The following is a 12,282-nucleotide window of genomic DNA, read 5'->3' on the forward strand; positions in this document are numbered from 1 at the left end:
TTAATAATAGTTTAATTAAACGATATACGAATTTGTGATAAAATTATAACATGTATACGGATTCGATCATTATCTATAATGCAATAGGTGAATATGCAAGTCTGCTTCTGGCAGGCCTTCTTTTGTTTGTCATGCTCTATACCAAGCCCAGAAAAACCTATGTTTACAGGTATATTTTCAGGGGCAATATCTGGTCAATCGTTGCTATTATTCTGCAGATAACTATCCTGAGATTGGCAAATAAAGCGGGAGAATCTTTTAACCCAACGCTTTTTATGTCGCTTCTCATTCTATTTACGCTGATATATAACGGGGTTTTGTATCATATCTTTTCATATGTAAATATGATGTCTATCCTAAGGCGTAGGCAGCGTAAAGAGTTTATACTGATGTATACGGCTCTGTCTGCTGTTTATGTCATTGCTCTTATTGTTGATATTGTCGCTAGCGGACTTTATGAAATGACACTTGAAGGCGTTGATATTTCGCATTTCACAAGGTTTTACTGTGTGGCCGGAATGGTAACATGTATCATCTGCTTTTATGCTTCGGTAACTAACAGGAGTCATATTTCGAGGGTTATCTGGCACACGGTATGTATTATCGTGCCGGTGGAGATCATTATTCTGTGCGCACAGATATTCTGCATAAGTACTAACCATACGGTATTCAGCGGACTGACTTATGTTCCTGTATTTACCCTGGCATTTCTCTTGTTCCATAACATTCCTTATGACGAGCAGAGTGGATGCAACAGTGTAAATGCTCTTGATGAATTCCTTAAGAAGAATATCGGTAGAAAGAAGTTCTACCTCATGTACGCAGAATTCAGAATGCCTACTGCCGATAATTTCATCAACGAGGATGACGATGAGATCATGTACATAGGGCTTAATGCATGCAGAGCTATTGAGGGAATAAGTCCTAAAGTGACAATGTACAGGCTTGAAAATGAAAAGTTCGTAAACGTCATCGACTGCAGCGATGAAAAGCAGGCCTTAAAATATGCTGATCAGATCCGTGGGGTCTATGATGGTGTAAAGGCTGAGATCAAGGTGCCATTTAATTACATACTGATCACTGAGGAAATTTCGCCTGAATTTGATAGTCCAATGAAGATCAGGGAGATGAATGAGCACATTATAAATGTGAAATTCCATGAGCAGAACAACAGCTACTTCTATGTAGTTAAACCTGAGGATTTCCTCAACTTTGAGGAAGTATATCAGGTAACCAGTGCTCTTAAGGATATCAGAAACAGGTTTGATCTGGATGATGAGAGAGTAATGGTATATGCGCAGCCCATTTACAGTGTTGAAGATGGGGCATTCAGAGTAGCTGAAGCTCTAATGAGGCTTAAAGTCGGCGATAAGATATACACACCTGATAAGTTCATTCCGATTGCCGAGAACGGCGGATGTGTACATGCCTTGACCTGTATTATCCTTAACAAGGTCTGCAAGGTGATTGAGAGTCTCTCCGAGTACTACGATTTCGATGCCATTTCCATCAATGTTTCGTCAAAAGAGCTTTCTCACAGTACAATGTATCAGGACTACCTGGAGATTATTGAAAGATACGACATTGATACCTCAAAGATCAGGATGGAAATCACCGAGACGGCCATGTTCGAGAATTACGAAAAGGCAAATGACAACATGAGGATACTCAATCAGGAAGGAATCCAGCTCTATCTTGACGACTTTGGAACAGGCTATTCATCTCTTGAGAGAATCATGAACTGCCCGGTTAAGACCATTAAATTCGATAAGACAATTCTCTACAAGTCACTTGATGATGACAGAATGGATGATATTCTTTCTTATATGATAGAAGTTCTCAAAAAAAATGGCTTTATCACACTGATAGAGGGTGTAGAAGACGAGTCGCAGAATCAATATTCCGTTAACAGAGGTTTTGAGTATATACAGGGCTATCACTACGCTAAACCCGGCCCTATCGAGGATCTCAAAAAGTACTTTGCCAGAAAGAATGCATTTTAAAATTATCAGAATTCAAGCGGTTTCCATATGGAAGCCGCTTTTTTATTGCAGTGTACGAAATCTTGACATGGATGGTATGATTGTATACAATTATACGCAAAAGACAATTTGCATGTGAGGTTTTGTTATGAGTGATCAGAGTACTTTCCAAAATCGGCCGGTAACTATGAATGACAAGAATAATCTGCTTCAGATCGAGGAGCACATGTATATTCTTGACGATGTAGCAAAGCCGAATGTTTTCAGAAACATGTTCCCTTATGAGGAAGTTCCGAAGATTCCTTTCAACGACAGAATTGTTCCCCATAATATGCCCAAGGATATATGGATCACAGACACTACTTTCCGTGATGGACAGCAGTCAAGAGCTCCTTATACCACTGAGCAGATTGTAAGAATATATGACTATTTTCATGAACTGGGCGGCCCTAACGGAATGATAAGGCAGAGCGAGTTCTTTTTATATAGTAAGAGCGACAGAGATGCAGCTGTTAAGTGTATGGAGAGGGGATATAAGTTCCCTGAGGTAACCAGCTGGATCCGTGCCAGCCAGGAGGACTTCAAGCTGGTAAAAGAGATCGGCATGAAGGAAACAGGAATCCTGGTATCCTGCTCTGACTATCACATTTTCCTTAAACTTAAAATGACTAGAAGACAGGCGCTAGACCATTATCTTAGTATTGTAAAGAGCTGTCTTGAAGAGGGTATAAGCCCAAGATGCCATCTGGAGGATATCACAAGAGCTGATATCTACGGCTTTGTTGTGCCTTTCTGTATCGAGCTTATGAAGCTCAAGGATGAGTATCAGATTCCTATCAAGGTAAGAGCCTGCGATACCATGGGCTATGGCGTAAACTATCCCGGTGCTGTTATTCCAAGAAGCGTACAGGGTATCATCTATGCCATCAATACCAACGCTTCGGTTCCAAGTGAGCTCATCGAGTGGCACGGACACAACGACTTCTATAAGGCCGTTACAAACTCCACAACAGCCTGGCTCTATGGCTGCTGCTCAGTCAACACTTCACTGTTTGGTATCGGTGAGAGAACAGGTAACACACCTCTTGAGGCTATGGTATTTGAGTATGCACAGCTCAAGGGTCACTTAAATGGTATGAACACTCAGGTCATCACAGACCTTGCTGAGTATTATGAGAAAGAGATAGGCTTTACAGTTCCTGCCAACACTCCTTTTGTAGGCAAGAACTTCAATGTTACAAGAGCCGGAATTCATGCAGACGGTCTTTTAAAGAACGAGGAGATCTACAACATATTCGATACCGAGAAGTTCCTCAGAAGACCTCCTGTAAGTGCTGTTTCCAATACTTCCGGTCTTGCAGGAATCGCCCACTGGATCAACATTCACTACAAGCTCAAGGATGACCATGCTCTTAATAAGCAGTCACCACTTGTTCTGAAGGTCAAGGAATGGGTTGATGCAGAGTATGCAGGCGGAAGAGTAACTGTTATGACTGATGGTGAGCTTGTAAAGAAGATAGAAGAAGTTGGAAATGAGCTCGGTATAGTTGTTAAGGAAGGAGAAGTGGTCGCAAAAGCGTGATCACAAAAAGATATGGAGAATCATGATTTAAAGCAGGAAGTCACGGATAAGTACTCACTTAGAGGCCGTGTATTTCACAGGATCAGGGAAGATATCTTAAACGGTAAATACAAGGATCATGAGGAACTTAAGGAAGTTGCCATCGGTCAGGAGCTTGGTGTATCAAGAACTCCTGTAAGAGAGGCCTTCAGACAGCTTGAGCTTGAGGGACTCATCACGATCATCCCCAACAGAGGAGCCTACGTTACCGGTATCAAGGTAAAAGACATCCAGGACATCTATATGATCAGGTCCAAGCTTGAGGGATTATGTGCAAGATGGGCATGTGAGAACATAACCAAGGAACAGCTTGAGGAGATGGAGGAGAACATCTATCTTGCTGAATTCCATGCTGCCAGAGGCCACATGGAGCAGATGGCAGAGCTCGATAACAGATTCCACACAATCCTCTACGAGGCATCAGGCTCTAAGATGCTTGAGCACCTCCTTAAGGACTACCATCAGTATGTCTGGAGAGTAAGGCAAAAGACCCTTTCCAGCAGCCGTGGTGCAGTTTCTAATGTCGAGCACAAGTATATAATGGAAGCTATCAGGGAGAAAAATCCCGATAAGGCAGAGGAGCTTGCAAACCAGCACATGATCAACGCCTATGACAACATGGTTGATCACGGGCTTCTTGATATGTATGAATAAAACAAAAAGGAGATTAGCCTAATGAGCAAGATTCAGATGACAACACCCATTGTTGAGATGGATGGAGATGAGATGACAAGAGTCCTTTGGCAGATGATCAAGGACAAGCTTATTCTCCCACACATTGATTTAAAGAGCGAGTACTACGACCTTGGTCTTAAGCACAGAGATGAGACTGATGACCAGGTTACGGTAGATTCAGCCAATGCAACCCTCAAATACGGAGTTGCTGTTAAATGCGCAACCATTACTCCAAATAACGAGAGAGTTAAGGAATACGACCTTAAGAAGATGTGGAAGAGCCCTAACGGAACCATAAGGGCAATCCTTGACGGTACTGTTTTCCGCACACCTATCATGGTTAAGGGAATAGAGCCCAATGTAAGAACCTGGGAGAAGCCTATTACTCTTGCAAGACACGCTTACGGCGATGTTTACAAGAATGTAGAGATCAGAGTCCCCGGACCGGGTAAAGCAGAGCTTGTATTTACTGGCGATGACGGAAAAGTAATAAGAGAGACCATCGAGGAGTTCAAGGAGCCCGGAATCATTCAGGGTATCCACAACAAGGACGCTTCAATCAGGAGCTTCGCAAGAGCATGCTTTAAATATGCTCTGGCTGAGAAGAAAGAGCTCTGGCTCGGAACAAAGGATACCATCAGCAAGACCTACGACAGAAGATTCAGAGAGATCTTTGATGAAGTATATGAGACTGAGTTCAAGAAGGATTTCGAGGAAGCAGGAATCACATATTTCTACACACTTATTGATGACGCTGTTGCCCGCGTTATGAAGTCAAAGGGCGGATTTATCTGGGCTTGCAAGAACTATGACGGAGACGTTATGAGTGACATGGTTTCATCAGCCTTTGGTTCACTTGCCATGATGACTTCTGTACTGGTATCACCCACAGGTGTTTATGAGTACGAGGCTGCTCACGGAACCGTTCAGAGACATTACTACAAGTACTTAAAGGGTGAGCCTACATCAACAAACCCTGTAGCAACAATATTTGCCTGGACAGGAGCACTCAGAAAGAGGGGAGAGCTCGACGGAATAAAAGAGCTTTGCGACTGGGCAGACAAGATGGAGAAGGCAACACTTTCTGTTATTGAGTCAGGACGTATGACAGGAGATCTTGCCCTCATCACGTCACTTCCAAATCCTGAAAAACTCGGAAGTGAAGAATTTTTAGATGCAATTGCGGAAGAATATGCTATACTTTGAGACGTAAATGACTTGACATAGTTTTGGAGTTTTAAGATGATTCTTTCGGTACACGGATTATATAAGAGCTTTGATGGAAAGGACATCCTTAGGGATGCCTCTTTTCATGTGGAAAACAATGAGAAGGTTGCCATTGTCGGTATTAACGGAGCCGGCAAGACAACCCTTCTTAAGCTTATACTTGGGGAGCTGTCTCCCGATGACGGTGACGTTACTTTTGCAAAGGACGTGACCGTCGGTTACCTTGCCCAAAATCAGAACATCGACACGGAAAATACCATCTATGAGGAATTCAAAGAGGTAAAGAGAGAGGTTTGGGAGCTTGAGGATAGCATCAGAAACGCTGAGGAGCAGATGAAGCACCTTGAAGGTGATGAGCTTACTGCGCTTCTTGACAGATACACCAAGATGAATGAGGAGTTCCAGAGAAAGTCAGGCTATGCCTGGAAGAGTGAAGTCACAGGCGTTGCAAGAGGTCTTGGCTTTTTGGAGGAGGAGTTTGATAAAAAGATAAGCACTCTCTCCGGAGGTCAGAAGACGAGAGTGGCTCTGGGTAAGCTTCTTTTACAAAATCCCGATCTCATTATCCTGGATGAGCCCACCAACCATCTGGATATGAATTCAATCAGATGGCTTGAAAACTATTTGCTCAACTATAAGGGAGCGGTCATCATCGTATCCCATGACAGATATTTCCTTGATAAGATAGCAGATAAGGTGATAGAAGTGGAGAATTGCAGAGTTTCCTCATTTACGGGAAACTACTCCGATTATGCCATCAAGAAAGAGCAGAAAAGAGCTATCGAATGGAACGCCTACATCAAACAGCAGGCGGAGATTAAGCATCAGGAAGAAGTTATTGCCAAGCTTAAGTCCTTTAACAGGGAGAAATCCATAAAAAGAGCTGAGAGCAGGGAAAAGATGCTGGATAAGATCGAAGTCCTCGACAAACCTGTGGACGTTAACGACAGCATGAAGATCACGCTAAAGCCCAATTGCGAGAGCGGAGGAGATGTCCTTACTGTAGAAGGGCTCTCTAAGTCCTTTGGTAACGAGAAGCTATTTGAAGGACTGGATTTTGAGATCAAGAAGGGTGAGCATGTGGCAATCATCGGCGACAACGGAACCGGTAAGACAACACTGCTTAAGATGATAAATCAGGCAGAACCCATTGATGCCGGCAAGATTACCTACGGCGTCAAGGTTCACGTGGGCTACTACGACCAGGAGCACCATGTACTTCATGATGAGAAGACTCTTTTTGAAGAAATATCAGACGCTTATCCGACACTTAACAATACTCAGATAAGGAACACTCTGGCTGCATTTCTTTTTACAGGAGATGATGTGTTTAAGAGAATCGGAGATTTATCCGGCGGCGAGAAGGGAAGAGTGAGTCTTGCTAAGCTCATGCTCTCTGATGCCAACTTCCTTATCCTGGATGAGCCTACAAACCACCTTGACATCACCAGCAAAGAGATCCTGGAGTCGGCTATTTCCGGCTACGAGGGTACTGTTTTGTATGTAAGCCACGACAGATATTTTATCAACAAGACAGCCACCAGGATTTTGGACCTCACCAGAGGAAAACTGGTGGGATACATAGGAAATTACGACTATTACCTTGAGCATGTAGATGAGCGTATGGAGAGACTCTTTGGTGAAAAGAACCTTTCCGGACCGGGATTTGCAGACAGCGCTTATAAGTATGAAGACTCTGCTGCAGCAAGCGAGGCTGAAAGCACAGATGAAGCAAAGCTATCATCGGGAGCTGACGACTGGAAAGCCCAGAAGGAGGCTCAGGCCAGAAAGAGAAAGCAGGAAGCTGCTCTTAAAAAGTGTGAAGAGGAAATAGAAAAGCTGGAGGCAAGAGATGCCGAGATCACTGAGCTTTTATCGGATCCTTCAATTGGAACAGATCTGGGAAGGCTCCGTAAACTCTCGGATGAGCAGAGCGATTTACAACAAAACCTTCAAAGACTCTACGATGAATGGGAAGAGCTCTCTCTCTGATGCACAATTTCCGATTGACCTCATATCCCAGCGAATATATAATAAATTTGATTTGGTTTAAACTAAGGAGATAGCGTTGAATCAGTTATATATTCCATTGTTATGGGAGCTGCTGCTCATTGTTTCCACTGCATTCTTGCCCAAGCAGACGCTGTACCTGTTCTTTGTATTCTACCTGGGTATTCTTTATTATTTTTATTATTTTTATAAGCAGTTTTCATTTAGAAAATTACATAAGAATTTCGGCAGGATAATCACTTTCTGGATTCCTGTTGTGCTTACATTTATCGGCCTCTACATTGCTGATTATCTTAAGACTGACGTCGTACCGGAGCTGTTTCCTACAGCCAAGCCCGGTGTGGTCCAGATAATCTATCACAATGAGCTTTTGCCGACACTGATGTATGCCATCATGATGATCGTACTTAAGCCCGTTGCTGAAGAGCTCTTTTTCAGAAAGGCTCTTATCAAGTTTGGAAGCAAGAAAAAGGTATTCGCCTTTACGGTTCTTTCTCTGCTACTGTGTGCACTGACACGTGCCCACGGACTTTTGGGGATAGCAGAGTGGGTACTTATGGCGCTGCCTGTTACCATAGCATATGTCGCTACAAGGAATATCTATATTTCCCTGATGGCACATGTCCTTTTTGAGTTCTATGACAACATATATTCAGTTGTTTACACTATTGCCAGGATATTTAACAGATAACCTTGCAATTTATGTAAAAATAAGCCCCTAATAACTTTCACAAGAGGAGAAAAGAGGAGAAACGTATGTTGGAGAAGTTATTCAAACTAAAGGAGCATGATACTACCGTCAAAAAGGAGATCATTGCCGGTGCTACCACGTTCCTGACCATGGCCTACATTCTTGCTGTTAACCCTAACATTTTGGGAACAGTTATGAATGCTAACGGTGTCTTTGTAGCAACAGCCCTTGCGTCTGCAATTGCTACATTCATTATGGCATTTCTTGCCAATTACCCTATCGGTCTTTCTGCAGGACTTGGACTGAATGCGTATTTCGCATATACAGTATGTCTTGGAGAACTTGCAGCTGAGGAAGATCCTTTCAGAATCGCTCTTACAGCGGTATTTGTAGAAGGTATTCTCTTTATTGTACTTTCATTCTTCAAGTTCCGTGAGCAGATCATCAACAGTATTCCACAGAACCTTAAATATGGTATTTCAGCCGGAATCGGTCTGTTCATTGCTTTTATCGGAATGCAGAATGCCCGTATCATCGTTGCTAACGATGCAACAGTAGTAGGCCTCGGAAGCTTCTCAGACCTTGATATGGTCCTTGCACTTATCGGACTTATTGTTATTGCAATTCTGGTTCACTACAACATAACCGGTGGTGTTCTTATCGGAATCATCGCTATCTGGATCGTAGGCATGATCCTTCAGGCAGCCGGTATCTACACAGGCGCTAATGTATTCCCTGATTTCTCAAACGGCCTTCAGCTTGGAGCAATCAAGGATACAGCATTTAAGCTTAACTTCGGATGGGCAGCAAGCCATCTTATTCAGTTCCTGGCAATCACATTCAGCTTCCTCTATGTTGACCTCTTTGATACAGTAGGAACAGTAGTAGGTGTTGCTGATAAGGCAGGACTCCTTGACAAGGACGGAAACCTTCCAAGAGTTGGTAAGGTATTCCTTGCAGATGCTGTTGGTACAACAGCAGGTTCACTCCTTGGTACATCAACAATCACAAGCTTTGTTGAGTCAAGTGCCGGTGTAGCAGCAGGCGGAAGAACAGGTCTTACAGCTCTTACAACAGGTGTACTCTTCCTTGTATCACTTGTACTTAGCCCTATCTTCCTTGCAATCCCTTCATTTGCTACAGCTCCTGCACTTATCTATGTAGGAATGCTCATGCTCATGAGTGCTGCTAAGATCAAATTTGACGGCGACATCGCTGATTCAGTAGGTGCTTACCTTGCAATCGTTATGATGCCTCTTGCATACTCAATCGCTACAGGTATCATGTTCGCAGTTATTGCATGGGTAATCCTTAAGGTTTGCACTAAGAAAGCTAAGGACGTTAGCCCTGTTATGTGGTGCGTATTTGTTTTGTTTGTTCTCAGAATTGCAGCTCTGGTAACAAATTTCCAGTAATTCGAATTTAGTTTTTTATAGGCCCGCTGTGTGTAGCAGCGGGCCTTTTATTATTTTTTCATAAAAGGTGTTGATTTTTTCCTCGAGATGATGTATTTTATCTTATGAATTTCAGATTTATTAGCAATTCTTTAAACAAACGCATTTTGATGCAGTCGTTTACAAATCCCAGTGACTAGTAATTGTAATGACAAGATATATGTAATAATAGGCGCATATAGCGCAGAAATGGAGTTATTTTGAGAGAAAAATATGAGACATTAAAACTCGGTGATCTTCGTGATATTGCGAAGAAGCGTGGAATCAAGGGCGCATCCGGAATGAAGAAGTCTGAGATAATTGATCTTATGTGCGAACTTGATGAGAAGGAAGCAGCTAAGGCAGCTCCTGCCAAGAAGGCTGAGAAGACTGAAAATGAACAGCCTAAAGAGAAGGCACCTGTTCACAAGAAAAAGGTAGTTGTAACAACTAACAAAACAAATACATCTGCTGAGGAGCCTGCCAAGGAAGAAGAGCAGCAGCCTCAGGAGGTTGAAGATGGCGACAGTGCAGATGGAATCCTCGAGGTAATGCAGGATGGATATGGATTCATCAGATGCGAGAATTACCTTCCGGGTGAGAACGACGTTTATGTTGCGCCAAGCCTTATAAGGAAATTTAATCTTAAGACGGGAGATATCTTAAAGGGTATTTGCAGAGCCAAGAAAGAGAACGATAAGTTCGCAGCTCTTCTTCGTCTTGATACAGTAAACGGATACAAACCTGAAGTTGCTATGGGCAGATGGGATTTTGAGAAGATGACTCCTATATTCCCCAATGTCAAGATTCCTCTTGAGCAGCCCGGATGCAGCGTAGCCATGAGAATTATGGATCTTATCAGCCCAATCGGTAAGGGACAGAGAGGTATGATCGTATCACCCCCTAAGGCAGGTAAGACAACACTTCTTAAGGATGTTGCCAAGTCAATCTTAAAGAGCAGCAGAGATATTCATCTCATCATCCTTCTTATCGATGAGAGACCTGAGGAAGTTACAGATATCAAGGAGTCTATCGAGGGACCTAATGCAGAGGTTATCTATTCAACCTTCGATGAGCTTCCCGAGCACCACAAGAGAGTTGCTGAGATGGTTATGGAGAGAGCCAAGAGACTTGTTGAGCACGGCAAGGATGTGGTTATCCTTCTTGATTCCATCACAAGACTTACAAGAGCTTATAACATCGTAGTTCCACCTTCAGGAAGAACTCTTTCCGGTGGTCTTGATCCGGCAGCTCTTCATATGCCTAAGAGATTCTTTGGTGCAGCCAGAAACATGAGAGAGGGCGGAAGCCTTACAATCCTTGCAACAGCTCTTATTGAGACAGGTTCCAAGATGGACGACGTTATCTACGAGGAGTTCAAGGGTACAGGTAACATGGAAATGGTTCTCGACAGAAAGCTTCAGGAAAAGAGAATCTTCCCTGCCATCAATATTCCTAAGTCCAGTACAAGAAGAGAGGATCTTCTTCTTACACAGGAAGAGCTCACAGCTATCAACAGCCTTAGAAAAGGCTTTAACAGCATGAAGGCTGATGAGGCAGTAGATCAGTGCATCAACCTCTTCTCCAAGACTCGCAACAATGTTGAGTTTGTAAGAATGGTTGAGAAGCAGATGAGATTCTGATAGCAAACAAATAAGCCCCGGGTCATACGACTCAGGGCTTTTATTATTTATGTGTTTAGATGTCTCTAAGGTCTAACAGATTTTCAATATCCTTGGCCTGTTTGGCCAGCCTCTCTTCCTGTTTGGCCTGGCGCAGCGTCTTGTCGGTTATGTGTTCAAGATTCTTTGGATCAAAGGGATTTGTGCCACCGGATGATATTGTGAGAGTTTTTGGTCTCTCCGGGATAAGCTCTTTTGCAATATCCTCGTCAACTTCCTTGATCTGCTGTTTCTCGGAAATCTCAGGATTGAGGTTGGTCTCGGGTACATTATCAAGTACAGGATGACCTTCACTCTTCTTGGACACCAAAAGACCAATAAGATCCACATTCAGATTTGAAATGCTGCAGCCGACAGCTCTTTTGCCTCCAATCTCGAAGTTCCTTACTACCTTGGTGGAGATTTCATAGTTGTGGAGAGTATCACCGTATCTGAACATTACATCTATATTGTCACCAATCTTAAGAATGGTTGAATCATCAACAAGAATAGAAATTCCTCGCATTGAGATATCGTGTACAATGCAGTTCTTCAGATCCATATTGTTGCCGTTAATTGAGATAAGACCCAGCTTATCAATATAGAATCTCTCAGCTTTTCTGGAGTTCTCAGGCTCTAATTTGGAAGAACTCTTTATGAGATGGAAGTTACCATATCTGGTCTTTACAGGAGTAATGGTGGTGGACATGAATTTGTAAACACGTCCGTCGCGCTTATTCCTGATCTCTACGCTTGATGGCTCCAAAAACTGCATGTATTTTCCAAAGTATTCCATGGGCTTAACCAAAAGTCCTGCAGCCACGCCAAAAATAGCCTCAGTCATAAGAACTATGCTGTGCCCGTTGATGGCTGCGTGGATCTTTACTTCTGAACCGTTGGAAATTTCACTGACTTTCATTGGAACAACCCCCATTACATGAATCTAAGATTATGATATACTGAACAGAGTAAAAAATCTAGC

9 protein-coding genes are annotated in these 12,282 nt (G+C 42.9%); 8 read left to right on the plus strand and 1 reads right to left on the minus strand.

Annotation, left to right across the window (positions count from 1 at the left end; translation table 11 throughout):
- Nucleotides 1-50: 50 nt before the first annotated feature.
- The 8 genes from G633_RS0100965 (at nucleotide 51) to rho (ending at nucleotide 11,282) form a co-directional block, all read left to right on the plus strand.
- Nucleotides 51-2,003, plus strand: a complete 1,953-nt coding sequence (locus G633_RS0100965; protein WP_026518838.1) for an EAL domain-containing protein — start codon at nucleotides 51-53, stop codon at nucleotides 2,001-2,003.
- 127 nt (nucleotides 2,004-2,130) lie between these two features.
- Complete coding sequence (locus G633_RS0100970) at nucleotides 2,131-3,564, plus strand: 2-isopropylmalate synthase (protein ID WP_022768811.1); 1,434 nt, start codon at nucleotides 2,131-2,133, stop codon at nucleotides 3,562-3,564.
- A 12-nt stretch (nucleotides 3,565-3,576) separates the two neighbouring features.
- Nucleotides 3,577-4,257, plus strand: coding sequence for a GntR family transcriptional regulator (locus tag G633_RS0100975; RefSeq protein ID WP_022768810.1), 681 nt, complete (start codon nucleotides 3,577-3,579; stop codon nucleotides 4,255-4,257).
- 21 nt (nucleotides 4,258-4,278) lie between these two features.
- Nucleotides 4,279-5,484, plus strand: a complete 1,206-nt coding sequence (locus G633_RS0100980; RefSeq protein WP_026518839.1) for an NADP-dependent isocitrate dehydrogenase — start codon at nucleotides 4,279-4,281, stop codon at nucleotides 5,482-5,484.
- A gap of 36 nt (nucleotides 5,485-5,520) precedes the next feature.
- A complete protein-coding gene (abc-f, locus tag G633_RS0100985) occupies nucleotides 5,521-7,497 on the plus strand; it encodes a ribosomal protection-like ABC-F family protein (RefSeq protein ID WP_026518840.1) in 1,977 nt (658 codons plus the stop codon).
- Between the two features lie 76 nt (nucleotides 7,498-7,573).
- Nucleotides 7,574-8,206 carry a CPBP family intramembrane glutamic endopeptidase gene (locus G633_RS0100990; protein ID WP_022768806.1) on the plus strand — a complete coding sequence of 211 codons (633 nt, stop codon included), beginning with the start codon at nucleotides 7,574-7,576 and terminating at the stop codon, nucleotides 8,204-8,206.
- 65 nt (nucleotides 8,207-8,271) lie between these two features.
- A complete protein-coding gene (locus tag G633_RS0100995) occupies nucleotides 8,272-9,621 on the plus strand; it encodes a solute carrier family 23 protein (protein WP_022768804.1) in 1,350 nt (449 codons plus the stop codon).
- A gap of 239 nt (nucleotides 9,622-9,860) precedes the next feature.
- A complete protein-coding gene (gene rho, locus G633_RS0101000; protein ID WP_196804209.1) occupies nucleotides 9,861-11,282 on the plus strand; it encodes a transcription termination factor Rho in 1,422 nt (473 codons plus the stop codon).
- Nucleotides 11,283-11,337: 55 nt separating this feature from the next.
- Here the strand turns inward: rho and G633_RS0101005 are convergent, their stop codons facing one another.
- Entirely contained in the window at nucleotides 11,338-12,219 is an 882-nt protein-coding gene (locus G633_RS0101005; RefSeq protein ID WP_022768802.1) for a PilZ domain-containing protein, read from the minus strand.
- Nucleotides 12,220-12,282: the final 63 nt, after the last annotated feature.

The organism is Butyrivibrio sp. FCS006 (assembly GCF_000424525.1).
GTDB lineage: Bacteria > Bacillota > Clostridia > Lachnospirales > Lachnospiraceae > Butyrivibrio.

Coding starts and splice junctions, on each gene's coding strand:
- G633_RS0100995 (WP_022768804.1), top strand. CDS start 8,272: ATGTTGGAGAAGTTATTCAAACTAAAGGAGCATGATACTACCGTCAAA.
- abc-f (WP_026518840.1), top strand. CDS start 5,521: ATGATTCTTTCGGTACACGGATTATATAAGAGCTTTGATGGAAAGGAC.
- G633_RS0100965 (WP_026518838.1), top strand. CDS start 51: ATGTATACGGATTCGATCATTATCTATAATGCAATAGGTGAATATGCA.
- G633_RS0100970 (WP_022768811.1), top strand. CDS start 2,131: ATGAGTGATCAGAGTACTTTCCAAAATCGGCCGGTAACTATGAATGAC.
- G633_RS0101005 (WP_022768802.1), bottom strand. CDS start 12,219: ATGAAAGTCAGTGAAATTTCCAACGGTTCAGAAGTAAAGATCCACGCA.
- G633_RS0100980 (WP_026518839.1), top strand. CDS start 4,279: ATGAGCAAGATTCAGATGACAACACCCATTGTTGAGATGGATGGAGAT.
- G633_RS0100975 (WP_022768810.1), top strand. CDS start 3,577: ATGGAGAATCATGATTTAAAGCAGGAAGTCACGGATAAGTACTCACTT.